Origin of the sequence: [Mycobacterium] fortunisiensis, from assembly GCF_019050325.1 — a bacterium.
Lineage (GTDB): Bacteria > Actinomycetota > Actinomycetes > Mycobacteriales > Mycobacteriaceae > Mycobacterium > Mycobacterium fortunisiensis.
On sequence record NZ_VOMB01000020.1, the window covers coordinates 1 to 23,457 of the forward strand.

Genomic DNA, 23,457 nt, shown 5'->3' on the forward strand with positions numbered 1-23,457 from the left:
CGGGAAAAAGAGCATGACCAAAAAACAACAAACAAAAACCACCAAACACACTATTGAGTTCTCAAACAACACGCCCGAGTTTGCCGCGCAGAAATCCCGCGGCAAAAAGCCGCTGAATCTTACTGCGGACAGTGAGAAGACCCACCGTAATGGGTGTCTCTCTCGGATTTCGTCTTCGCTCTCCGGCGCTTGTCCGTGTCGCTCTGACCTGGAATAAGTTACGTGAGCACCAACAGCGAGTCAAATCGCCTGGTCACTGCGACGTTTCCCCAGGTCAGAACCGGGGCGCCGGTTGGCCTAGGCGCCCGTGCGCTCGACGCCGGCGATGTGCCGCTTGCCACGTCGCAACACGAGCCAACGATCATGCAGAAAGTCCGAATGCTGTGGTATCCACTCGTCGCTTTCGATGCGAATGTTGTTCACGTAGACCCCGCCTTCGGCGATGGTGCGACGCGCGGCGCCCTTGCTGTTCACCAATTCCGTAGCCACCAACAAATCGGTGATCGAGTCCGGGCCGCCCGGTTTCAGCTGCGCCACCTGCCCATTGCTGGCCTCGCGCAGTGCCGCAGCCAGGGTGGATGCGTCGAGCTCGGCCAACTCTGCCCGGCCGAACAGCGCCTGGCTGGCCAACTCGACGGCCTTTGTCGCCTCTTCGCCGTGCACCAAATTGGTGAGTTCACGTGCCAGTCGCTTCTGTGCGGCGCGCTCGTGCGCACGGTTTTTCGTGGCGTCCTCGAGCTCGGCGACCTCGTCGGCGGTCAGGAAGGTGAACCAGCGCAGGTAGCCGATCACGTCGGCATCGGCTGTGTTCACGAAGTACTGGTACCAGGCGTAGGGGCTGGTCATCTCCGGATCGAGCCACAGGTTGCCACCCCCGGTCGACTTGCCGAATTTCTTGCCCTCGGAGTCGGTGACCAGCGGGGTGGTCATGGCATGCACGGTCGCGCCGGCCTTCTGACGCACCAACCGGACGCCGGCCACGATGTTGCCCCACTGGTCGGACCCGCCGATCTGCAACGCACAGCCGTGCCGCTGATGCAGCTCGACGAAGTCGTTGGCCTGCAGCAGCATGTAGCTGAACTCGGTGTACGAGATGCCGTCGCCCTCGAGCCGGCGCCGCACCGTCTCCCGGTCGAGCATCACGTTGACCGAGAAGTATTTGCCCAGGTCACGCAAGAATTCGATCGCGGAAAGCCGGCTGGTCCAGCTGAGGTTGTTCTCGACGATGGCCCCGGTCGCGGTGTCGTCGAACTCGACGAAGCGCTCCAGCTGTCCACGGATGCGGCCGGCCCAGTCGGCGACGGTGTCCGCGGTGTTGAGGGTGCGCTCACCCGTGTCGCGGGGGTCGCCGATCATTCCGGTGGCCCCGCCGGCCAGCACGATCGGGCGGTGCCCGGCGCGCTGGAACCGGCGCAGCGTGAGCAGTGGCACCAGGTGGCCGGCGTGCAAGCTGGGCGCGGTCGGGTCGAAGCCCGAGTAGACGGTCATGGGTCCGTCGGCCAGGTCTTTCGCCAGGGCATCGCGGTCGGTCGACTGCGCGATCAGCCCACGCCAGTCCAGCTCATCGAGAATTCCCATGCTCATGACGACGATCATGCCGCATTGCCGACCTCAATCACTGGCACCCGGTACCGGGGCGCGCGGGCTGCGTCGATACGCCGAAACCTCGGCCCGGTCGGCCAGCCAGAACCGCCACCGCCGGTCGGCGGCCTGGCTCACCCCGACCCGTGGACCGTCCACCGCCGCGAGGGCCTCCCCCAGTTGCAGCCGCACCGGACTGTCGGCGGCGAACAGGTCAATTCCGTTGTCGTCCATGGCGATTCCGAGGGCCGAACACAGATTTCCCGGCCCCCGCGCCAATGCACCCGGCCGCACCGCGGGCCCGCGACGCTGCTGGGCCGTCAGACCGCCGTCGGCGATGGCCGCCGCGCGCAGCAGGACCGCGCCGGCGACTCCGTCGTAACCGCACACCACGTTGGCGCACACATGAATGCCGTGGCTGCGGTAGGTGTAGAGGCGTCCGGGCGGGCCGAACATCACGAGATTGCGCCCGCTCGGGCCACGATACGAATGCGCGGCGGCGTCGGGCCAGGGACCATCCGGCGGACCTCCGTAGGCCTCGACCTCGACGATGACGGCGCTCACGCCACGGCCGGTCAGCTCGGCTCCCAGCAGTCGGCGGGCTGCCGGCAACGGATCTCCGGTCAGCAGCTCAGCTCCCACCCGAGCGATTCTGCCCGTGCCGACAACCGCCGTTGACACCGGCCACATCGGCGCGCAGTATTCATCACATGATGACTTCATCGGACGATGAATTCTCGGCCGGGTCCGACGCCTGCGCCGTCACGATCACCGGACTGCAGGTCAACCGGGGTGGCCGGGCGGCGATTCGCGACCTGAGCGTGCGGATCAACCGCGGCGCGATCACCGGTCTGCTGGGGCCGTCCGGGTGCGGCAAAACCACGTTGATGCGCAGCATCGTCGGGACCCAGATCATCGCCGCGGGCACCGTCACCGTGCTCGGGCTGCCTGCCGGTTCGTCGCCCCTGCGCCACCGGGTCGGTTACGTCACCCAGGACCCGACGATCTACAACGACCTGCGGGTGATCGACAACGTGCGGTACTTCGCCGCGCTGTACGGCACCTCGGCCGACGCGGCCACGGCCGCGATCGAATCCGTCGGGCTCGACGATCACCGCAACGCCTACTGCGCCAACCTGTCCGGCGGCCAGCGCACCCGGGTCTCACTGGCCTGCGCGCTGGTGGCCGAACCCGAACTCCTCGTGCTCGACGAACCCACCGTCGGGCTGGACCCCGTGTTGCGGGTGGATTTGTGGGAACAGTTCCGCCGGCTCGCGGCCCAGGGCACGACACTGCTGGTCTCCAGCCACGTCATGGACGAGGCCGACCATTGCGGCGATCTGCTGCTGATGCGCGAGGGCCGACTACTCGCCCACACCACCCCCGACGAGCTACGGAAGGACACGGCATGCACGTCCCTGGAGGAAGCGTTTCTCACCGTGATCCGGCGCGACACCAACGCCGGGCGCAGCCCAGCCGGCTGAGCCCCGCGCCCTTCCTGGCCACCACGGCCCGCATCCTGCGACAACTGGCCGCCGATCACCGCAGCGTGGCGATGATCGTGGTGGTACCCAGCCTGATCATCGCCCTGATGTACTTCATGTTCGACAACGTGCCCCACGCACCGGGTCAGCCCACCCCGTTCAACAACGCCTGCCTGATCATGCTCGGGGTCTTCCCGCTGATCGCGATGTTCCTGATCACCTCGATCACCATGCAGCGCGAACGCGCGTCGGGCACCCTCGAACGCATCCTGACCACGCCGCTGCGGCGCTTCGACCTGCTGGCCGCCTACGGCACCGCGTTCTCGATCGCCGCGGCCGCCCAAGCCACTCTGGCCTGCGTCGTCTCGTTCTGGTTCCTCGGGCTCGACACGGCCGGCAGCCCCGCCCTGGTGTTCTCGATCGCCATCATCAACGCCGTGCTCGGCGTCGGACTCGGTCTGCTGTGCAGCGCGTTCGCCCGCACCGAATTCCAAGCCGTGCAGTTCATGCCGCTGGTCATCGCGCCCCAACTGCTCTTGTGCGGCATCCTGGTGCCCCGGGCCGCGCTGCCGGACTGGCTGCAGTGGATCAGTAACGTACTGCCGGCGAGTTACGCACTCGAAGCGCTGCAGCAGGTCGGCGCCCACCCGCAAATGACCGCCATCGCGGCCCGCGACATCGGCATCGTGGTGGGCTTCGCGGTACTGGCGCTGTGTCTGGCGGCGGCCACCTTGAGAAGACGAACCCCCTAGGACGATCGTGACCATCAAGACGACGACCGGCAACACCGAACGCAAGCGACCCGGCCGGCCCGCCGGCCCCTCGGACAAACGCGACCGCATCCTGACCAGTGCCCGAGAACTGTTCGCCCGCAACGGGTTCGACAAAACCTCCATCCGTGCAATCGCGGCCTCCGCCGGCGTCGACGCCGCCCTGGTACACCACTACTTCGGCACCAAGACCCAGCTGTTCGCCGCCGCGATCCACATCCCCATCGACCCGATGACCGTGCTCGGCAAGCTGCGCGAGGTCCCAGTGGCACAGATCGGGCACACGCTGCCGTCAATCCTTTTGCCACTGTGGGATTCCGAGATCGGCAAGGGATTCGTGGCCACCCTGCGCTCGATCTTGGCCGGCAACGACGTATCGCTCGTGCGGTCGTTCCTGCAGGAGATCATCGTCGGCGAGATCGGCCCCCGGGTGGACAACCCGGCCGGCAGCGCCCGGACCCGAATCCAGTTCGTCGCCTCGCAACTGGTCGGGGTCGCGATGGCCCGCTACATCCTGGAGCTGGAGCCCTTCGCCTCACTGCCGGTGGACCAGATCGTCGAGACCATCGCGCCCACCCTGCAGCGCTACCTGACCGGCGACCTACCCGGACTCGGCTGACCCGGCCAGCTCCAACAGCCTGCGATGCTCGGCGTCGTCATCGATGGCAACCGCCTCGTCGATCAGCAGCACCGGGATGCCGTCCTCGATGCGGTAGGCCCGCCGCAGCCGCGGGTTGTACAGCCACTCTGACCCGGCGAGCAGCAACGGACCACGGTCTTGCGGGCAGACCAGGATGCTGAGGAGCTTGTCGTCGACCACCACGTGACGCTAGCCCAGCGGGATCTGGATGCCGCCACTCGGGCCGGGCTGGGGCCCGGCCCCGCCCGGCAAGGGCGCGATACCGGCCGGGAACTGGCCGACCCCGGGATTGAGACCGCTCTGCTGCGGAACCTGGGCGGCGCTGGACCGGGCCTGCAACTTCCGCTGATAGGCCAGGGTGTTCTTCAGGGCTTTGATGAGCGGAACCTGGTTGGGGCGCTTGTCGAGCGCCGCGGTGATGGCTTCCCGGTTGGCATTCGAGGGCTTGTAGCCCTGTTGACGCAGCTTCAGGATGTCGTGGATCAGCTGGGAGATCTGGCCGCCGCCCTCGCCGGTGTCGTACTCCGAGGCCACGACGGACAACGCCTGATCGGCGGTCATCTGCGGGGCCGCCGGCGCATCGGCGCCCGGCGCATCCGCCTGGGCCGACGGCTCGGCCGGATCGGCGGTGGCTGCCGGACTTCCCAGCAGCAGTCCCAGGACCAGCGCACTTGCCAGCATCGGAGCAGTGACGGCCCGCAGCCGGCGATGCCTGTCTGATCCCGGTGCCATCAATCCTCCAGTGGTTGCGCCGTCTGCCGGAGCCTAACAGCGCCGGCCGCGGTCAGCTTCTTATACGTACCGGTATCGGCATCGAGGTACCAGCAGTTACGTCGGCCGGGCTTGGGGATGCCGGCGGCCCGCAGCGGCGCGACGAGCGGCCGGTACGTCGCACCCAGTTTCATGTCGGCCACCACGTGCACCACGTCGGGCGGATTACCGACGGCCAGATCCTCCAACGCGAGTGAGAGATCGGCCGTCGGGACACTGCCACCGGGCCGCAGCGCCAGCGCCGTCACCGCCAGCTGCCGACCGTCCACCTCGACGCCGTAGGTCACCGCCATGTCGACCGCACCCAGGCGGCCGACCGCATCGTTGACGCTGGTGGCGAACACCGGCCCGCGTTCCGTACGGATCACCGCACCCCGGTTGTCCACCAGCCAGTAGTCACCGTCCTCGTCGCGCCGGAACAGGAACTCGGTGGACACCCAGGTATCGGCCGGGGCAAACACGCCCCGCTTGACCACGGCGGTGGGATCGACCGGACCACGCGGATGGGCCAGCAGCACACCGACCTCGTTGGCCTCCGCCTTGCGCACGAAACCCTGTTCGTCCTCCAGGATCAGGTCGTCGTCGGGGTCGTAGGCAGCCAGTTCGACCGTGCCGCCACCGGGCAGCGGACGCCCCTTGCTGCCGATCTTGGCGCCGGCGACGTTGGCCAGTACGGCCTGCCCGTCAGTGGTGGCGAAGAACTCCACCACCTGGGCCGGCTCGAAGACGTCGACCACCCGCTTCCACAACCCGGCCGGCATGCCCGAACCGATGAACAACCGCACCGGATGGCTGCCCGTCAGCGAGAACGACGGATCGTCGATGACCTCGCGCAACATCGCCCAGGTGTAGGAGACGACGGTGACCCCGTACTGCCGGATCTCCTGCAGGAAACGGTCGGGCTGCAGTCCGCGCGACAACGCGATGCGCGAACCACCGACGACGGCCCCACCCAGGCTGACCAGCAGACCCGATTGATGATGCAGCGGGGTGAGACAGTACACCGTGTCACCGCGGCCCAGGTTCGCCGCCGATGCGGTGCCGAACGCCGACAGCGCCCAGCGGAAATTGGTGATCTGCCGGGCCACGAGCTCACCGCCGACCTCACTGAACGCGACGAAGGCCAGGTCGCGGGCCAGCCCCGGGTTGGGCCGATACCAGCCGGGCAGCTCGACGGCATCCGGGTCGATCTTCTCCATGTCGATGACGTCGGCATCTTCGGGCAGATGCAGGTCGCGGCTCTCACCGCTGTGCACACCGAGCGGCCCGCCGCTGTGCACACCGAGCGGCCCGCCGCTGTGCACACCGAGCGGCCCGCCGGTACCCAGCACCAGCACCCGCACATCCAATTCCCGCGCCACATCGAGGTGGCTCGGGTCGGCGATGATCTCGGCCACCCCGCCCAGGCGGGCGGCCTCGGCCAGATCCGCCTCGGGCAACAGCACCGCCACCGCGCCCAACCGGGACAGCGCCGCGATCGCGACCAACGCGCTGGGCCGGGTGTCCATCAGGACACCGACCCGGGCGCCCTGGCGTACCCCGACCTCGATCAGGCCGCGCACCACGTTGTTGATCCGGCGGTCCACCGCCTCATAGGTGTGCACCCGGCCGTCGAACAGCAGCGCCTCACCGTTGGGGGCGCTGCGCGCCTGCTCGCTCATGATCCGGCCCAGTGAGATCCGGGTGTGGTCGTTCACCTGGCCCAACCGGGCCAGCCTGGGCAGCGTGCGCGCGGTCTCGATGACCAGCGTGCGCGCATTCTTGTTCGCCGTCACCAACGCGTCGGCCGCCGAGCGGGCCACGCCGAACGCCATCTCGGTGGCGGCGGTGGCGCCATGGGTGACCCGGGTGGAGAACGAAACTCCGCCTTCGGGGTGATCGACGGGCGGCGATCCCATGGGCACCACGCCCTCGGGCATCTCTTCTCCGGCAAGCCATTTCACCCACTTGGCCACTGTGGGCCAGGTCTGGCTCGACGCCTTGGAACCCACCACCAGGCCGAAATGGCCTGCCCTGATCAGATATTCGTAGACATCGGCATCGGGCGCGGCCCGCTTGATACCGCGCACCGCCGCCGGTTGCCCGATGTCGTCGACCTCGCCGACCACCGCGAGGATCGGGCAGTCGATGTCGGACAGCGTGACCAGGTCACCGTGGACCGAGAAACCGCCGGTGATCATCCGGTTGTGTGCGATGAACTGCTTGAGGAGCTCGGAGATGGCCGGTCCCGACCACGCGATCCAGCCTTCCGAGGACAGGAACCGACGCTGCTGCTCGCGCGGCAGCAGGGCTTCGCGGTCGTGCAGCTGTCGTAGGAAGTCCAGCCGCGACTGCGCGGTCTTGATCGGGTCGAGCATCTGAAAACCGGTGCGGGCCAACCATCCCGGGATGTCGATGCGGCTGAAGACGTGATCGGCCATGAAGTCCGCCGCACCGGCGGCCACCCCGGCCGGAAGGTTCATCGGCAACGCCGCCAGGGTGTCCACCGGGGCGCCGAAGGCGATGATGCTGGCCAGATCCTTGGAACGTCGGTAGGCCGCGGCCTGGTAGGCGAACATGCCGCCCTGGGAGTAGCCGGCCAGGTGCACATCGCGACCGGTGACCTCTTTGACGATGTCGATGGCCTCCGACAGCGCCACCACGTGGTCGGCGAGGTTGCGTTGCATGCCGCCCTCGACCTTGTCCGGCGAGCCGAAATCGATCACCCACGGATCGATGCCCGCGGCGTGCAGGATGCCGACCGCGCCCTCGTCGCGGGTCACGTCCCACATGTCGGCCGACATCATCATCGGGTGCACCATCAGCACCGGGGGCCGTGGGCTCTGGGCGCCGGGGCGGACATCCGGCGGGAAGTACCGCCGCAGCCGGTACATCGGCACGCTCTGGATGATCTGGAAGGGCGACGGGACCGCGCCGGTCTCCAGGCCGCCGTAACGCAGCACCTCCAGGCCGTTCTGCGCGGTTGCCAGCAACCGCTCAACCGGTCTGGTCACTGCCGAGAAATCCACCAGCCTGCTCCCCACATGACAACTCCACCCGACCCCCGATTGACCTGGCCATCATGGCACAACAGCAACCGATCACCGACTCGGTCGCCTCGACCCCGGTGGTGGCCCCATGCGGTGCCCGCACCGGGGCCGCCGGACGATAGGGTCTGCGACGATGGCTCACCTGCTCGGGGGCGAAACCCTACATCTGGAGTACCCCACCGGGGTGGTGTTCGACTCGGTCACCGTCGGCGTCAGCGAAGGCGACCGGATCGGCATCGTCGGCCGCAACGGCGACGGTAAATCCACGCTGCTGGGCATGCTCACCGGCCGGATCGCCCCGCACGCCGGGCGGGTGACCCAGCGCAGCGGATTGCGGGTCGGGTCCCTGGACCAGACCGACACACTCGATCCCGAGCACACGGTGGCCTGGTCGCTGGTCGGCGAGCGTCCCGAGCACGAGTGGGCCGGCGACGCCCGGATCCGCGACGTGATCGGCGGCCTGGTCGCGGATATCCCGTTCGACGCACCGGTGTCGACGCTCTCCGGTGGCCAGCGCCGACGGGTGCAGCTGGCCGCACTGCTGATCGACGACTGGGACGTCATCGCCCTGGATGAGCCCACCAACCACCTCGACATCCAGGGCATCACCTGGCTGGCCGAGCACATCAAAGGACGGTGGGCGCGCGGCGCCGGCGGGTTGCTGCTGATCACCCACGACCGTTGGTTCCTCGACGAGGTCGCCACCACCACCTGGGAGGTTCACCCCGCCCCCGGTGTCCGCGGCAGCATCGTCGAACCGTTCGAGGGCGGCTATGCGGCGTACGTGCTGCAGCGGGTGGAGCGTGACCGCCAAGCCGCGTCCATCGAAGCCAAGCGACAGAACTTGATGCGCAAGGAACTGGCCTGGCTGCGCCGCGGCGCACCGGCCCGAACCTCCAAACCCAAGTTCCGCATCGACGCGGCCAATGCCCTGATCTCGGATGTCCCGCCACCGCGCAACTCCGTCGAGCTGTCCCGGCTGGCCACCGCACGCCTGGGCAAGGACGTCGTCGATCTGCTCGATGTGTCGGTCACCTACCCACGGCCCGACGGCTCACCCGACCGGGAAGTGTTGCGCGACATCGAATGGCGTATCGGCCCGGGCGAACGCACCGGCATCCTCGGGGCCAACGGGGCGGGCAAATCCACCCTGCTGGGGCTGATAGCGGGGACCGTGACCCCGACCAGCGGCCGGGTCAAACGCGGTAAGACCGTGCGCCTTTCGGTCCTGGATCAGCAGTCCGGCGAGCTCGACGCAGTGTCCGGGGACATGGTGCGCGAGGTGGTCGGCCGGCTGCAGACCAGCTATCAGATCGACGGGAAGGACTTCACGCCCGCACAACTGTTGGAGCGGCTGGGTTTCGCCCGCGACCAGCTCTCGACCCGGGTCGGTCAACTTTCCGGCGGGCAGCGCCGCCGCCTGCAGCTGCTGTTGGTGATCCTGTCGGAACCGAACGTGTTGATTCTCGACGAGCCGACCAACGACGTGGACACCGACATGCTGACCGCGACCGAGGATCTGCTGGATTCCTGGCCGGGCACCCTGATCGTGGTGTCACACGACCGGTATTTGTTGGAACGCGTCACCGATCAGCAGTACGCCATCCTTGACGGCCGGCTGCGCCACCTGCCCGGCGGGGTGGACGAGTACCTGCGGCTCAGCGCCCGGCAGACCGGCCCGACGACCACCCCTGCCCCACGTGAATCCCCCGCCGCCCAAGGACTTTCGGGTGCAGAGCTCCGCAACGTGGAGAAGGAGATCTCCTCGATCGACCGGTCGCTGGCCAAGCTGGCCGACCGGATCTCGGGCAAACACGACGAGCTCGCCGCCCACGACCAGTCCGATCATGTCGGCCTGGGCCGGCTCACCGGTGAACTTCGGGAACTGGAAGCGCAGGTGGCCGATCTGGAAGCGCGGTGGCTGGAGCTGTCCGAGCAGCTGGAATAGCGCTCGAACAGCTACGGCAAAACGCGCTGCAGAAAGGCGAGTTGATCGGCGACGACCCGGCGCCGGACGTCTTCGGTGTAGAAATCGAAATGGCTGACCGGGTATTCGAGGACCTCGCCGCCCGGTGCGGCCTGCGCGAGGGCGCGGGCCCGGTCCGGTGTCGTCTCGGCGTCGTCTGCGCCCAGGCTGACCAGCAACGGACACCCGACCCGGGGTGCGAAATCGACTGGGCGGTAACGCATCATCTCGATGAGGGCACGCGGCGCCACCTCGTTTCGCCAGGTCGGGCTGACCATCCCGGCCACGGCCCGCTGCGCACCCGCACCCGTCATCACTGCCAGGGCGCCCTCGGCACCGACAGCCGGGATGTAACGCGGAGGTAGGTGCAGCCGTTCGCGTCCCCAGTCCTCGGCCATGACCGCGAGCAGCCGCAGGGTGGACAGGGTCGAGCGGCCCTCGACACGGCGGGGAAAACCGTTGAACGGGACCTGGGCGATGACGGCGGCGATCTCGTGGTCGCGGGCCGCGGCGGACACGACGTGACCGCCGCCCAGTGAGGTCCCCCAGAGCGCGATGCGGGCGGGATCGACACCGTCGAGGCCACGGGCGCAGGCCACCGCTGCCGCGATGTCGGCCAGTTGCCCCTCGATACTGACGAGCTGGCGGGGATGGCCGCCGCTCTCGCCGAAGCTGCGGTAATCGAAGGTCAGGGTGTGAAAGCCCCCGGCGGTGAAGTCCTCGGCCGTGGCCAGTAACGCCGGGGTGTCCTGGGTGCCGCCGAAACCGGTGCACAGCACGACGCACGGGCCAGGTTGCCGGTCCGATCTCCGCAGATATCCGGCACAGCGCTCGCCACCGACGTCGAAGACGACTTGTTGCGCCACGACTGGGACGGTACGCGCGGCCGCCGCGCAGGGCTACCGGCTCAACCGGATCCGCAGTTCTTCCATGGCGTTCCGCACGATGCCGAGCTGCTTGGCCACCTGGACCGGGGCGGTGCCGCCGCGAGCGTTGCGGGCGTTCACCGAACCCTCGACAGTCAGCACCTCGCGCACCTGCGGTGTGAGCGCGGGGTTGATCCCGGTGAACTCGTCGTCGGTGAGTTCGTCGAGGCCGACGCCGCGGCCCTCGGCGACTCGCACAGCCTCCCCCGCTGCCTCGTGGGCGACTCGGAACGGAACTCCTTGGCGGACCAGCCATTCGGCGATATCGGTGGCCAGTGTGTAACCGGCCGGCGCCAGCGCAGCCATCCGGGCTTCATCGAATGTCAGGGTGCCCACCAGCCCGGCCATGGCCGGCAGCAGCAGCTCCAGCTGCGCCACGGAATCGAAGACCGGCTCCTTGTCCTCCTGCAGATCGCGGTTGTAGGCCAAGGGCTGGGCCTTGAGCGTGGCCAGCAGACCGGTGAGGTTGCCGATCAGCCGCCCGGATTTACCGCGAGCCAACTCGGCGATGTCGGGGTTCTTCTTCTGCGGCATGATCGAGCTGCCGGTGGACCAGGAATCGTGCAGGGTGGCATAGCCGAATTCGGTTGTGCTCCACAGGATGATGTCCTCGGCAAGCCGGGACAGGTCCACCCCGATCTGGGCGAAGACGAAGGCGGCCTCGGCGGCGAAATCCCGCGCCGCGGTGGCGTCGACGGAATTATCTGCAGCCGAGGCGAATCCGAGATCCTCGGCGATGGCATCGGGATCCAGCCCCAGCGACGAGCCGGCGAGCGCCCCGGAACCGTAGGGCGAGACCGCGGTGCGGTCGTCAAAATCGGCCAGGCGGTCGACGTTGCGCAACAGCGGATGCGCGTGGGCCAGCAGATGATGGGCCAGCAGGATCGGCTGCGCTGCCTGCAGGTGGGTCTTGCCGGGCATGATCGCCGTCGGGTGCGCCGCAGCCTGGGTGGCCAGTGCATTGACCACCTCGAGCACGCCGTCGGCCACCCGGCGGACAGCGTCCCGCAGCCACATCCGGAAAAGCGTCGCCACCTGGTCATTGCGGGAGCGGCCGGCCCGCAACCTGCCACCCAGATCCGGCCCCACCCGGTCGATCAGGCCGCGCTCGAGCGCGCCGTGCACGTCCTCGTCGGTGACCAACGGTTCGAAGCTGCCGTCGGCGACGTCGGAACCGAGGCTGTCCAGGCCGGCAAGCAGCCCGTCGCGCTGCTCGTCGGTGAGCAGCCCGGCCCGGTGCAGCACCCGGGCGTGGGCCTTGGACGCGGTGATGTCATACGGCGCCAGCACCCAGTCGAAGTGCGTCGACTTGCTCAGTGCGGCAAGGGCGGCCGAAGGCCCGTCGGCGAACCGACCGCCCCACAACGAGCCCTCATTGGTGGTTCCGTCGTTGGTGCTCATGTCACCCTCACTGCTGGGCGAGCGTGCGCGTTTGCGCATCTTTTGCGGCGTGCCGCACAGCAGACACGCACGCTCGCGGTGCTTACTGCTTACAGGCCCAGGTCGCGCTTGGCCGAGATCTTGGAGCTCAGGCCGTGCAGCTGCACGAAGCCCTTGGCCGCACTCTGGTCGAAGCTGTCGCCCTCGTCGTAGGTGGCGAGGTTGAAGTCGTACAGCGACTCACCCGAGCGGCGGCCGTTGACGATGATGGCCCCGGCGTGCAGCACCAACCGGATGTCGCCCGACACGTGCTGCTGGGTGTGTTCGACGAACGCCTCCAGCGAGCGCTTCAGCGGGCTGAACCACAGCCCGTCGTAGGTCAACTCGCCCCACTTCTGGTCCACGCCGCGCTTGTACCGGCCCAGCTCACGCTCCAGCGTGACGTGCTCGAGCTCGGTGTGCGCGGTGATCAGCACCATCGCGCCGGGCGCCTCGTAGATCTCACGGCTCTTGATGCCGACCAACCGGTCCTCGACCACGTCGAGCCGGCCCACACCCTGAGCGCCGGCCCGGGTGTTGAGCTCCTGGATGATCTCCAGCACCGACAGCGGGCGCCCGTCGATCGCCATGGGGCGGCCCTTGTCGAAGCTGATGATCAGCTCGTCGGGAGCGTTGAAGTTGACCGTCGGGTCCTGGGTGTAGTCGTAGACGTCCTTGGTCGGGGCGTTCCACAGGTCTTCGAGGAACCCGGTCTCCACCGCCCGGCCCCACACGTTCTGGTCGATCGAGAACGGTGAGCGCTTGGTGACGTTGATCGGGATCGCGTTCTCCTCGGCGAACGCGATGGCCTTCTCCCGGGTCCAGGCGTAATCCCGCACCGGGGCGATGACGTCCAGTTCGGGTGCCAGCGAGGCGAAGCCCACCTCGAAGCGGACCTGGTCGTTGCCCTTGCCGGTGCAGCCGTGCGCGACGACGGTGCCGCCATGGCTGCGCGCCGCGTCCACCAGATGCTTGACGATCAGCGGGCGGCTGATGGCCGACACCAGCGGATAGCGGTCCATGTACAGCGCGTTGGCCTTGATGGTCGGCAGGCAGTACTCGTCGGCGAACTCGTCACGGGCGTCGACCACGACCGCCTCGACCGCACCGCAGTCCAGGGCACGCTGACGGATGACCTCCATGTCTTCACCGCCCTGGCCGAGGTCGATGGCGACGGCGACGACCTCTTTGCCGGTCTCCTTGCCGATCCAGCTGATCGCGACCGAGGTGTCCAGACCTCCGGAATACGCCAGGATGACGCGTTCGGACATGAGCAATCTCCTTGTTTTGCGCTTTATTTCAAGTTCTCGATGGTGCTGGCAAGTTCGGCCCCGGTCATCGGATCGCGCGCCACCACCAGGATGGTGTCGTCACCGGCGATGGTGCCGACCACATACGGCAGGGCAGCGCGATCGAGTGCGCTGGCCAGGTAATGCGCCGCCCCGGGCGGGGTGCGCAGCACGGCAAGGTTAGCGCTGGCGTCGGTCGATACCAGCAAGTCCCCCAGCAAGCGGGTCAACCGCTCGGTGCCGCCGGACACACCGCGCACCGGGCTGCCGTCCTCGGGCACCACATACACGCCGACGCCGCCGTCGGCTCCGCGCAGCTTCACCGCGCCGAGCTCCTCCAGATCACGCGACAACGTGGCCTGGGTGACGTCGATGCCCTCCTGGCCCAGCAGCGCGGCCAGCTCGGTCTGGCTGCTCACCGGCTGCGCGGACAGCAGGGCGATGATGCGGGCCTGACGGGCGGCGCGGGTGGGGGTGCTCATAGTCTCAGGCGCTTGTCTTTTTTTCGAGCAGCCACACCAACAGTGCCTTCTGCGCGTGCAGCCGGTTCTCGGCCTCGTCGAACACCGCGCTCTGCGGCCCGTCGATCACCTCATCGGTGATCTCGTGGCCGCGGTGCGCCGGAAGGCAGTGCAACACAACAGCTTCCGGGTCGGCAAGCTTGAGCAGCTCGGCATTGACCTGGAAGGGCCTAAACGGGCGCACCCGGTCCAGGCCGTCGTTCTCCTGGCCCATCGAGGTCCAGGTGTCGGTGACGAGCACGTCGGCCCCGTCGGCACCGGCGCGGGCATCGTCGGTGAGCGTGACGGTCGCGCCGGTTTCACTGGCGCGACGCTTGGCCGCGTCGACGAAGTGCGGGTCGGGCGCGAAACCGGCGGGCGCGGCGATCGTGACGTCGATGCCCGCGGTCACCCCACCCAGCATCAGCGAGTGGGCCATGTTGTTGGCACCGTCGCCCAGATATGTCAACTTCAGCCCTTTGAGGCCCGCCGCGCCACCCCGGCGCTCGGCCAGCGTCTGCAAATCGGCCAGCACCTGGCAGGGATGGAACTCGTCGGACAGTGCGTTGACAATCGGGACGGAGGCACCACTCGCCATGGCCGTCAGCCGCTCCTGGGCGAAAGTCCGCCACACGATCGCGTCGACGTAGCGGGACAGCACCGCGCCGGTGTCCTCGAGGGTTTCCTCGCGGCCCAACTGGGTGCTGCGGCCGTCGACCACCACGGCGTGCCCGCCGAGTTGGGCGATGCCCATCTCGAACGAGAACCGGGTACGCGTCGAGTTCTTCTCGAAGATCACCGCGACGCCGCGCGGGCCCTCCAGCGGCCGCCGCGAAAACGGTGCCTTCTTCAGCTCGGCGGCCAGGGCCAGCACCTCGGCCTGCTCGTCGGGTGACAGATCGTCGTCACGCAGGAAATGCCGGATGGTCATTCTGGTCATTGAGTAGCCTCCGCAACAGTATTCAGAACGGCGGGCAGAGCGGTCAGGAACGTCTCGATCTGACCTTCGGTGATGATCAACGGCGGTGCCAGCCGGACCACGTCGGCGGCGGCGGCGTTCACCAGGAAGCCGGCATCGCGGGCCGCGGTCTCGACGGCCTTGGCGCTCGGCGCGGTGAGTACCACACCCTGCAGCAGACCCTTGCCGCGCACGTGGTCGACGAGGGGGTGGCCCAACTCCTCGATGCCGTGGCTCAAGGTCTTGCCGAGCACGCCGGCCCGCGTGATCAGATCCTCGGCGGTCAGCGTCGTGAGCACGGCCACCGCCGCGGCGGTGCACACCGGGTTGCCGCCGAAGGTGCTGCCGTGCAGGCCCGGGGTGAGCAGGTCACCGGCGGCGCCGACGGCCAGGCAGGCGCCGATCGGCAGCCCGCCACCGAGCCCCTTGGCCAGGGTCACGATGTCGGGGGTGATGCCGTCGTACTGGTGGGCATAGAAGGCGCCGGTACGCCCGACGCCGGTCTGCACCTCGTCGAGGACCAGCAACGCGCCGTTCTTCGTGGTGATGTCCCGGGCTTGCGCCAGGTATCCGGCGGGCGGGACGACGACGCCGCCCTCCCCCATGATCGGCTCCAGGAATACCGCGGCGGTATTCGAATCGACCGCTGCGGCAAGGGCTTCCACGTCGCCGTAGGGCACGTGGGTGACGTTGCCCGGCAGCGGCTCGAACGGAGCCTGCTTGGCGGGCTGACCGGTCAGGGCCAGCGAACCCATCGTGCGGCCGTGGAAGGCGCCTTGGGCGGCAACGATGTTCGTCCTGCCGGTAAGCCGGGTGATCTTGAAGGCCACCTCGTTGGCCTCGGTGCCCGAGTTGCAGAAGAACACCCGCGCCTGGGTACCGAGGTGGTCCACGAGCTTTTCGGCCAGTGCGATGCCGGGCTCGGTGGCATACAGATTGGAGGTGTGGCCCAGCGTGTTGAGCTGGGTGGTGACCGCCTCGATGACCGCGGGGTGGCGGTGGCCGAGCAGGTTGACCGCGATACCACCCAGCAGGTCCAGGTAGGACTTTCCGTCGGTATCGGTGACCACGGCGCCCTCCCCGCTGGCCAGCGCCAACGGCGGGGTGCCGTAGTTGTTCATCATCACCGATTCCCAGCGGTCCTGCAGGGTCACTTGGCCACCACCTTGGTTCCGGTTCCTTCATCGGTGAAAAGCTCGACCAGCACGCAGTGTTCGACGCGGCCGTCGATGACGTGCGCGCTCGGCACGCCGCCGGCCACCGCCCGCAGGCAGGCCTCGATCTTGGGCACCATGCCCGATTCCAGGTTGGGAAGCAGCTGGGTCAGTGCCGCGGTGTCGATCTCGCTGACCAGTGAGGAGCGGTCGGGCCAGTCGGTGTAGAGCCCCTCCACATCGGTGAGCATCACCAGCTTCTCCGCGCCGAGCGCCTCGGCCAGGGCTGCCGCCGCGGTGTCGGCGTTGATGTTGTGCACCACGCCGTCGACGTCCGGCCCGATGGTCGAGACCACCGGAATCCGGCCTGCGGCAATGAGATCCAACAGCGATTCGGCGTTGACTTTTTCGACGTCCCCGACCAGGCCGATATCGGTGGCCACCCCGTCGACGGTGACGCTGCGCCGCACTGCGGTGAACAGGTGGGCATCCTCACCGGTCAGACCCACCGCGTAGGGACCGTGCGCGTTGATCAGGTTGACCAGTTCCCGGCCCACCTGACCGAACAGCACCATCCGCGCCACATCGAGCACCTCGGGCGTCGTCACCCGGAAGCCGCCTTTGAAATCGCCTGCGATACCGAGCTTCTTGAGCATCGCGCTGATCTGCGGCCCGCCGCCGTGCACCACGACGGGGTGGATACCGCAGTTGCGCAGGAACACCATGTCGGCGGCAAAGGCCGCCTTGAGGGTGTCGTCGGTCATGGCGTTGCCGCCGTACTTGACGACGACGATCTTGCCGTGCAACTGCTTGAGCCACGGCAGGGCCGAGGCCAGCACCTGGGCTTTGACTCCGCGCTCGATGCTCATGAGCTGTAGGCCGAGTTCTCTTCGACGTAGGCATGCGAGAGGTCGGTGGTCCTGACAGCAGCACTGTGGTCCCCCACCGCCAGGTTCACCACCACGGCGATGTCTTCGCCGGAGAGGTCGACCTCACGCGCACGCGGCGCGCCCGCGCCGTCGACACACACCGGAGATCCGTTGAACGACACGCTGATCCGTTCCGGATCGAGATTCACCGGGGCGATACCCACCGCGGCCAGAACCCGGCCCCAGTTGGGATCGGAACCGAACAGCGCAGTCTTGACCAGGCTGTCACGGGCGATCACGCGGGCGGCGACCAGTGCCTCGTCCTCGCTGTCGGCACCGGTGACGGTGATGGTGATGCGCTTGGACACGCCCTCGGCGTCAGCCTGCAACTGAGCACACAGGTCGTCGCAGACCCGCAGCACGGCTGCGTCGAGATCATCCTGGCTGGGCACGATCTCGCTGGCGCCGGACGCGAGCAACAGCACGGTGTCGTTGGTCGAGCAGCTGCCGTCGATGTCGAGCCGGTCGAAGGTCAGCTTGGCGGCCCGCTTGAGCGCGGTGTCCAGCGCGGCCGCGTCGGCAACGGCGTCGGTGGTCAGCACCACCAGCATGGTGGCCAGCGACGGCGCCAGCATCCCGGCCCCCTTGGCCATCCCGCCGACGGTCCAGTTCTCCCCCGATTCCACCGAATGGTGCAGCGCAACCTGTTTGGGCACAGTGTCGGTGGTCATGATGGCCCGTGCCGCGTCGTCTCCCCCGGTCAGTCCACCGGCAATCTCGTGCACGATCTCGGTCACGCCCGCCAGCACCTTGTCCATCGGCAGCCGGTCACCGATCAGGCCCGTCGAGCACACCGCCACCTCGATGGCCCCGGTCTCGGTGCCCCAGTCGCTCAGCGCGGTGGCCACGGCCTCGGCGGTGGCGTGGGTGTCCTGGAAGCCCAGCGGGCCGGTGCAGGCGTTGGCGCCACCGGAGTTCAGGATCACCGCGCGCAGCCGGCCGGTGGTCAGCACCTGCTGAGACCACCGCACCGGCGCGGCTTTGATCTTGTTGCGGGTGAACACGCCCGCCGCGGCGTAATCCGGCCCCTCGTTGAACACCAGGGCCAGGTCCGGCGCGCCGGAAGCCTTGATCCCCGCGGCGATACCCGCCGCCCGGAACCCGGCGGGGGCGGTGATGCCCTGGGTGCGGATCAGTTTGGCCGTCTGGGGGGTCTCTGCGTACGTCACGGTGCCACTCCCACGATCGACAGCCCTTCGGTTTCGGGCCAGCCCAGCGCCAGGTTCATCGACTGCACCGCGGCACCGCCGGTGCCCTTGGTGAGGTTGTCGATGGCGGCGACGGCCACCAGGGTCTTCGCCTGTTCATCGACGGCCACCTGGATCTGCGCGGCGTTGCTGCCGATCACCGAACCGGTCTTGGGCAGCTGCCCCTCGGGCAGCAGGTGGACGAACGGCTCTACGCCATACGCCTTTTCGTAGGCAGCACGGATCTCGGCCTCGGACGCGGTGGTGGGCACCGTGCAGGTGGCCAGGATGCCGCGGGCCGTCGGGATCAGCACCGGGGTGAACGAGACGGTGACGTCCTTGTCGGTCACCGACCGCAGCCCCTGGGCGATCTCGGGGGTGTGCCGGTGCTTGCCGGCGATGTTGTAGGCCCGGGCCGAGCCGATCACCTCGGAGCCCAGCAGGTCCACCTTGGCGGAGCGGCCCGCCCCCGAGGTGCCGCTGACCGCGACCACGGTGACGGCCGGTTCGACGAGATCGGCGGCGACGGCGGGCAACAGTGCCAGCAGCGCGGCGGTCGGATAGCAGCCCGGCACCGCGATGCGTTTGGTGTCCTTGAGCCGGTCCCGGTTGCCGGGCAACTCGGGCAGCCCGTACGGCCAGCTGCCGGCGTGCGCCGAGCCGTAGAACTTCTGCCAGTCGGCGGCATCGGTGAGCCGGAAATCCGCGCCACAGTCGACGATCAAGGTGTCGGGGCCGAGCTGTTCGGCCAGCGCTGCGGAATGTCCGTGCGGCAATCCGAGGAACACCACGTCATGTCCCCTGAGCACGTCGGCGTCGGTGGGGTCCAAGACGCGCGAGGCCAGCGGCAACAGGTGCGGATGATGCTCGGCGAGGCTGGTCCCGGCGCTCGACGCCGCGGTCAGCGCACCGATCGTCAGCCGGCCATCGGCATAGGCGGGATGGCCGAGGAGCAGACGCAGGATCTCGCCACCGGCGTAGCCGCTGGCGCCGGCCACCGCTATGGAAGTCATGCGGTCAATTCTGCATTCTTATGCATGAAGATGCAAACTCATTAATCCGTGCCCCGCGAGCGTGCGTGCCTGCCCCCGACACGCCGGCGCTCAGCGCCCTCACGCGCACTGTGGCGCGGCGCGAGCGTGCGCACAATGCCGGCGCTTCTCGGCGTGGCGCGCTGCAGACATGCACGCTCGCGGTGCTGGGTCAGCCGCGCAGGACGGCGCCGACGCGCTCGCCGGCGACGGCCACCGCGGAGTCACGCGCAGCGCTGGCCTCATCCTCGGTCAGCGTCCGGTCCGTGGCCCGGAACCGCAGGGCCAGGGTGAGCGACTTGCGGCCCTCCCCGATCTGCGGGCCGGTGTAGACGTCGAACAACCGAACATCCTCGAGCAGCTCACCTGCCCCGTCGCGGACCGCATCGACGACCGCGGCGGCGGCCACCTCGGCATCCACCACGACGCTGATGTCCTGGAACACCGCGGGGAACGGTGACACCGACGGTGCCGGCAGCACCTCGACGATCGGTACGGCATCGAGATCGAGCTCGACGGCGCAGGTGCCCTTGGGCAGACCGGTCCGCTCGATCACCGCCGGATGCAGCTGGCCGGCATGGCCGACGACTGTATCGCCGACGAGTACCTCCGCGCAGCGGCCCGGGTGCCAGGGCAGCTCCTGGGCGGCACGCAGGGTGAACTCCACGCCGGCGGCCCGGCCGATCACCCGTACCGCCTCGAATGCGTCAGCCGCCTCCACTGCACGACCCGGCCCCCACGGCCCGGCCGGCTCGCGCAGCCCGGTCAGCACCGCCGCGACGTGCTGCGGCTGCTGCGGCAGCGAGGCGTCCAGCCCGGCGATTTCCGCATCGGTGGGCCTGCGGTCATTGGGAATGCGCTCGACGGGCCGGGTTTCGGCGGTGGGGTGCACCACCTGCTGGATCGCGAACAGCGCTACATCGGCAGCGCCACGGGAAATGTTGCGGCCCAACGCTTCCAGCAGCCCGGGCAACAAGGTGGTGGCCAGGTGCGGCCGGTCGGCCTCCAGCGGGTTGAGCACCGTGGTGGTGTGGCGGCGGGCGTCGTCGGCAGCCAGACCCCACAGATCGAACACCCCGGCCGGCAGGAACGGTGTCGGCAGGATCTCCACGAAACCGGCCAGCGCCAGGGACTTCCCGATCGCCCGGCGCCGCTTCTGCACCGCACTCAGGCCACGGCCGGCCGGCGCCGTCGGCAACACCGACGGGATGGACTCCAGCCCCTCCAGTCGCAGCACTTCCTCCACGAGGTCAGCACGCTGGCGCAGGTCGGGCCGCCAGCTCGGCGGGGTGACGGTGAGCGGATCGGATCGAGTGACGGCAGCACCGATCTGAGCGAGCCGCCGCGCCGTGGTGCCCGCCGGGTAGTCGACGCCGGCCGTGCGATCCGGAAGGTCGGCCGGGATCTCGATGGCCGGCTGGGACCAGTCGGTGCGTCCGTCGGCGCGCCAGTCGGTCAGCTTCGGCTCGATTGTCCCACCGGTGATCTCGGCCAGCAGCGATGCGCACCGATCAAGGGCGGCAACCGAAATCGCCGGATCCACCGACCGCTCGTAGCGTCGGCCGGCCTCGCTGGCCAGGTGCAGGCGGCGCTGGGTACGCGACACTGCGGCCGGATCCCACACCGCGGCCTCCAGCAGCACATCGGTGGTGGTGTCGCGCACCTCGGTGGTGCCCGCCCCCATCACACCGCCGATCGCGGCGGTCGCGACGTCGTCGACGATCAGCACGTCGGCCGAGTTCAGCGTGCGCTCGACATCGTCGAGGGTGGTCACCTTCTCGCCGTCCCGGGCGAACCGCACCGCGAAGCCGCCGGTGATCAGACCACTGTCGTGGGCGTGCATCGGATGGCCGAGTTCGAGCATGACGTAGTTCGTGACGTCGACGGCAGGCGAGATGGCCCGGATGCCGCTGAGCAGCAGACGACGCTGCAGCCACCACGGCGACACCGCGGCCGGATCGATGCCGGTGACCGGGCGCAACCCGAAGCGCTGCACCCCGGTGCCGGGCTCCACGGTCAGCGGCCAGGCCTCGCCCTCGGCGGGCAGCGGCGGAACGTCGGCCAGGTCGACGAAATCCAGGTCCTGGGCGCAGGCGATTTCACGGGCCAGCCCACGCACCGACAGGCAGTAGCCGCGGTCCGGGGTGATGGCCAGGTGGAACACCACGTCATCCAGGCCGAGGACGTCGGCGGCCGGGGTGCCCGGTTCGGCGGTGCCGGCCGGCAGCACCAGGATCCCGGACTGATCGACACCCAGGTTCATCTCGGCGGCCGAGCAGATCATGCCGTCGGACACCCGGCCGTAGGTCTTGCGGGTGGCAATTTTGAAGTCGCCGGGCAGGACGGTGCCGGGCAGCGCCACGACGACCAGATCACCTACCGCGAAATTTGTTGCACCACAGACAATGTCGCGAGGCTGGCCGTCGACGTTGTGGCTGCCGACATCGACCTTGCAGGCCCGGATGGGCTTCTTGAACTCGGTGAGTTCCTCGATCTCGGCGACCCGGCCGATGGTCAGCGGACCGGCCACCGGGCCGATCGGGATGATCTCCTCGACCTCGTGACCGATCCGGATGAAGGTCTCTTCGAGTTCCTCGACGGAGACGTCCCAATCCGGGACTCCGGCGCGGACGGCCTCACGCAGCCAGCTGTAGGGAATCCGCATCAGGCACCGACCCCGAACGGCAGGGAGAACCGGACGTCACCCTCGACCATGTCGCGCATATCGGGAATTCCATTGCGGAACTGCAGAGTTCGCTCCAATCCCATACCGAAGGCAAATCCGGAGTAGATGTCGGGGTCAATCCCGCAGGCACGCAACACATTCGGGTTGACCATGCCGCAACCGCCCCATTCCACCCATCCGGCGCCGCCCTTCTTGCCGGGGAACCAGATGTCGACCTCGGCGGAGGGTTCGGTGAACGGGAAGAAGTGCGGCCGGAACCGGGTGCGTCCCTCCGGCCCGAACTGGGCCCGGGCGAACGCATCCAGCGTGCCGCGCAGGTGTGCCATGGTCAGGCCCTTGTCCACCGCGAGACCCTCCACCTGGTGGAAAACCGGGGTGTGGGTGGAATCGAGTTCGTCGGTGCGGAAGGTTCGGCCGATCGAAACGATGTACACCGGCAACTCGCGTTCCAGCAGGGCCCGGATCTGCACCGGCGACGTGTGGGTGCGCAGCACCTGACGCGAACCCTCTGGCGCGATCTGGAAGGTGTCCTGCTCGCTGCGGGCCGGGTGGTCCGGGCCGAAGTTCAGCGCGTCGAAGTTGAACTGCTCGGTTTCGACTTCTGGGCCTTCGGCCAGTTCCCAGCCCATCGCCACGAAGGTGTCGGCGACGTTCTCGGCCAGGATCGTGATCGGATGCCGGGCGCCGACCGGCTGACGCGTCGAGGGCAGCGTGACGTCGATGCGTTCGGCGACCAGTACCGCGGCGTCACGCTCGGCGCGCAGCGTGGCCAGCCGCTCGTCGTACGCCCGCTGGGCATCGGAGCGGGCGACGTTGACCCGCTTGCCGGCATCGGCACGGTCGGCCTTGGGCAGCGTCGCCAACGCCTGGCGAGCCAGCGCGATCGGTGCCCGGTCGCCGAGGTGCTCGGTCTTGGCGCGCGCCAACGCGTCGAGGTCACCGGCCGCATCGAAGGCATGCCGGGCCGCGCTGACGGCTTTGGTCAGGGCTTCTTCGGAGAGATCACTGGGCTGCTGCGCCACCCGGCGATCATAGGCGATCGGCTCGCCGGCCCTCGAACGCGCCGGACAGGTCGGCACGCGCCCCGGCGCCCTACCCGGTGCGCAGCGAACCGGGCTGGTCACGGAGCTGTGGCGC

At 68.5% G+C, this 23,457-nt stretch carries 21 protein-coding genes; 5 read left to right on the forward strand and 16 right to left on the reverse strand.

Going from position 1 to position 23,457, the window contains the following annotated elements:
- Positions 1–217, forward strand: a 217-nt coding sequence (locus tag FR943_RS16060; protein ID WP_217158955.1) for a hypothetical protein, incomplete at its 5' end; no start/stop codon positions are given.
- Positions 218–297: 80 nt separating this feature from the next.
- Here FR943_RS16060 and tyrS read toward each other — a convergent pair.
- On the reverse strand, positions 298–1,584 hold the full coding sequence (gene tyrS, locus FR943_RS16065; RefSeq protein ID WP_217158957.1) for a tyrosine--tRNA ligase: 1,287 nt from the start codon (positions 1,582–1,584) through the stop codon (positions 298–300).
- A 27-nt stretch (positions 1,585–1,611) separates the two neighbouring features.
- Complete coding sequence (locus FR943_RS16070; protein ID WP_217158959.1) at positions 1,612–2,271, reverse strand: DNA-3-methyladenine glycosylase; 660 nt, start codon at positions 2,269–2,271, stop codon at positions 1,612–1,614.
- Positions 2,272–2,291: 20 nt separating this feature from the next.
- Between FR943_RS16070 and FR943_RS16075 the strand changes: the two genes are divergently transcribed.
- Genes FR943_RS16075 through FR943_RS16085 form a run of 3 tightly spaced genes read left to right on the forward strand, consistent with a single transcriptional unit; the run spans position 2,292 to position 4,454 of the window.
- Positions 2,292–3,065 carry an ABC transporter ATP-binding protein gene (locus FR943_RS16075; RefSeq protein WP_217158961.1) on the forward strand — a complete coding sequence of 258 codons (774 nt, stop codon included), beginning with the start codon at positions 2,292–2,294 and terminating at the stop codon, positions 3,063–3,065.
- Positions 2,990–3,817 (forward strand): ABC transporter permease, encoded by an 828-nt coding sequence (locus tag FR943_RS16080; protein ID WP_217158963.1) that lies wholly within the window; start codon positions 2,990–2,992, stop codon positions 3,815–3,817. The genes FR943_RS16075 and FR943_RS16080 overlap by 76 nt, the downstream gene beginning before the upstream one ends.
- A gap of 13 nt (positions 3,818–3,830) precedes the next feature.
- Positions 3,831–4,454 carry a TetR/AcrR family transcriptional regulator gene (locus FR943_RS16085; RefSeq protein WP_217159677.1) on the forward strand — a complete coding sequence of 208 codons (624 nt, stop codon included), beginning with the start codon at positions 3,831–3,833 and terminating at the stop codon, positions 4,452–4,454.
- On the opposite strand, the gene FR943_RS16090 is transcribed toward FR943_RS16085, so the two are convergent.
- Genes FR943_RS16090 through FR943_RS16100 form a run of 3 tightly spaced genes read right to left on the reverse strand, consistent with a single transcriptional unit; the run spans position 4,437 to position 8,257 of the window.
- The gene (locus FR943_RS16090; RefSeq protein ID WP_217158965.1) at positions 4,437–4,655 is read right to left on the reverse strand and encodes a Trm112 family protein; all 219 of its coding nucleotides are present in this window, start codon (positions 4,653–4,655) and stop codon (positions 4,437–4,439) included. The two genes, FR943_RS16085 and FR943_RS16090, sit on opposite strands and share 18 nt — an antisense overlap.
- A gap of 9 nt (positions 4,656–4,664) precedes the next feature.
- The gene (locus tag FR943_RS16095) at positions 4,665–5,207 is read right to left on the reverse strand and encodes a hypothetical protein (protein ID WP_217158967.1); all 543 of its coding nucleotides are present in this window, start codon (positions 5,205–5,207) and stop codon (positions 4,665–4,667) included.
- Complete coding sequence (locus tag FR943_RS16100) at positions 5,207–8,257, reverse strand: acyl-CoA synthetase (protein ID WP_217159678.1); 3,051 nt, start codon at positions 8,255–8,257, stop codon at positions 5,207–5,209. Before FR943_RS16100 ends, FR943_RS16095 begins: the two co-directional genes overlap by 1 nt.
- A 106-nt stretch (positions 8,258–8,363) precedes the next feature.
- Here FR943_RS16100 and FR943_RS16105 point away from each other — a divergent pair, with 106 nt between their 5' ends.
- Positions 8,364–10,223 (forward strand): ABC-F family ATP-binding cassette domain-containing protein, encoded by a 1,860-nt coding sequence (locus FR943_RS16105; RefSeq protein ID WP_504970602.1) that lies wholly within the window; start codon positions 8,364–8,366, stop codon positions 10,221–10,223.
- 11 nt (positions 10,224–10,234) lie between these two features.
- Here the strand turns inward: FR943_RS16105 and FR943_RS16110 are convergent, their stop codons facing one another.
- The 11 genes from FR943_RS16110 to pheS all read right to left on the reverse strand — a co-directional run bounded on the left by FR943_RS16110 (position 10,235) and on the right by pheS (position 23,342).
- Complete coding sequence (locus FR943_RS16110) at positions 10,235–11,107, reverse strand: alpha/beta hydrolase (protein ID WP_217158971.1); 873 nt, start codon at positions 11,105–11,107, stop codon at positions 10,235–10,237.
- Positions 11,108–11,140: 33 nt separating this feature from the next.
- Positions 11,141–12,568 (reverse strand): argininosuccinate lyase, encoded by a 1,428-nt coding sequence (gene argH / locus FR943_RS16115; RefSeq protein ID WP_217158973.1) that lies wholly within the window; start codon positions 12,566–12,568, stop codon positions 11,141–11,143.
- An 89-nt stretch (positions 12,569–12,657) separates the two neighbouring features.
- Positions 12,658–13,857, reverse strand: coding sequence for an argininosuccinate synthase (locus FR943_RS16120; protein WP_217158975.1), 1,200 nt, complete (start codon positions 13,855–13,857; stop codon positions 12,658–12,660).
- A 23-nt stretch (positions 13,858–13,880) separates the two neighbouring features.
- Complete coding sequence (locus tag FR943_RS16125; RefSeq protein ID WP_217158977.1) at positions 13,881–14,357, reverse strand: arginine repressor; 477 nt, start codon at positions 14,355–14,357, stop codon at positions 13,881–13,883.
- A 4-nt stretch (positions 14,358–14,361) separates the two neighbouring features.
- Positions 14,362–15,306 carry an ornithine carbamoyltransferase gene (gene argF / locus FR943_RS16130; RefSeq protein ID WP_217159679.1) on the reverse strand — a complete coding sequence of 315 codons (945 nt, stop codon included), beginning with the start codon at positions 15,304–15,306 and terminating at the stop codon, positions 14,362–14,364.
- Between the two features lie 5 nt (positions 15,307–15,311).
- Positions 15,312–16,487 carry an acetylornithine transaminase gene (locus tag FR943_RS16135; RefSeq protein WP_217158979.1) on the reverse strand — a complete coding sequence of 392 codons (1,176 nt, stop codon included), beginning with the start codon at positions 16,485–16,487 and terminating at the stop codon, positions 15,312–15,314.
- The gene (gene argB / locus FR943_RS16140; RefSeq protein WP_217158981.1) at positions 16,484–17,356 is read right to left on the reverse strand and encodes an acetylglutamate kinase; all 873 of its coding nucleotides are present in this window, start codon (positions 17,354–17,356) and stop codon (positions 16,484–16,486) included. The genes FR943_RS16135 and argB overlap by 4 nt, the downstream gene beginning before the upstream one ends.
- Complete coding sequence (argJ, locus tag FR943_RS16145) at positions 17,353–18,585, reverse strand: bifunctional glutamate N-acetyltransferase/amino-acid acetyltransferase ArgJ (RefSeq protein ID WP_217158982.1); 1,233 nt, start codon at positions 18,583–18,585, stop codon at positions 17,353–17,355. The genes argB and argJ overlap by 4 nt, the downstream gene beginning before the upstream one ends.
- Positions 18,582–19,616 (reverse strand): N-acetyl-gamma-glutamyl-phosphate reductase, encoded by a 1,035-nt coding sequence (gene argC, locus FR943_RS16150; protein ID WP_217158985.1) that lies wholly within the window; start codon positions 19,614–19,616, stop codon positions 18,582–18,584. The genes argJ and argC overlap by 4 nt, the downstream gene beginning before the upstream one ends.
- 190 nt (positions 19,617–19,806) lie before the next feature.
- Positions 19,807–22,299: a phenylalanine--tRNA ligase subunit beta gene (gene pheT, locus FR943_RS16155; protein ID WP_217158987.1), complete on the reverse strand. Its 2,493-nt coding sequence runs from the start codon at positions 22,297–22,299 to the stop codon at positions 19,807–19,809.
- Positions 22,299–23,342 carry a phenylalanine--tRNA ligase subunit alpha gene (gene pheS, locus FR943_RS16160; protein ID WP_217158989.1) on the reverse strand — a complete coding sequence of 348 codons (1,044 nt, stop codon included), beginning with the start codon at positions 23,340–23,342 and terminating at the stop codon, positions 22,299–22,301. Before pheS ends, pheT begins: the two co-directional genes overlap by 1 nt.
- Positions 23,343–23,457: the final 115 nt, after the last annotated feature.

Excerpts from the sequence above, each read along its gene's own strand:
- FR943_RS16070 (WP_217158959.1), bottom strand. The coding sequence starts at position 2,271 with ATGTGGCCGGTGTCAACGGCGGTTGTCGGCACGGGCAGAATCGCTCGG.
- FR943_RS16105 (WP_504970602.1), top strand. The coding sequence starts at position 8,364 with ATGCGGTGCCCGCACCGGGGCCGCCGGACGATAGGGTCTGCGACGATG.
- argH (WP_217158973.1), bottom strand. The coding sequence starts at position 12,568 with ATGAGCACCAACGACGGAACCACCAATGAGGGCTCGTTGTGGGGCGGT.
- FR943_RS16120 (WP_217158975.1), bottom strand. The coding sequence starts at position 13,857 with ATGTCCGAACGCGTCATCCTGGCGTATTCCGGAGGTCTGGACACCTCG.
- FR943_RS16080 (WP_217158963.1), top strand. The coding sequence starts at position 2,990 with ATGCACGTCCCTGGAGGAAGCGTTTCTCACCGTGATCCGGCGCGACAC.
- FR943_RS16125 (WP_217158977.1), bottom strand. The coding sequence starts at position 14,357 with ATGAGCACCCCCACCCGCGCCGCCCGTCAGGCCCGCATCATCGCCCTG.
- argC (WP_217158985.1), bottom strand. The coding sequence starts at position 19,616 with ATGACTTCCATAGCGGTGGCCGGCGCCAGCGGCTACGCCGGTGGCGAG.
- FR943_RS16075 (WP_217158961.1), top strand. The coding sequence starts at position 2,292 with ATGATGACTTCATCGGACGATGAATTCTCGGCCGGGTCCGACGCCTGC.
- FR943_RS16095 (WP_217158967.1), bottom strand. The coding sequence starts at position 5,207 with ATGGCACCGGGATCAGACAGGCATCGCCGGCTGCGGGCCGTCACTGCT.
- argF (WP_217159679.1), bottom strand. The coding sequence starts at position 15,306 with ATGACCATCCGGCATTTCCTGCGTGACGACGATCTGTCACCCGACGAG.
- pheT (WP_217158987.1), bottom strand. The coding sequence starts at position 22,299 with ATGCGGATTCCCTACAGCTGGCTGCGTGAGGCCGTCCGCGCCGGAGTC.
- tyrS (WP_217158957.1), bottom strand. The coding sequence starts at position 1,584 with ATGAGCATGGGAATTCTCGATGAGCTGGACTGGCGTGGGCTGATCGCG.
- argB (WP_217158981.1), bottom strand. The coding sequence starts at position 17,356 with ATGAGCATCGAGCGCGGAGTCAAAGCCCAGGTGCTGGCCTCGGCCCTG.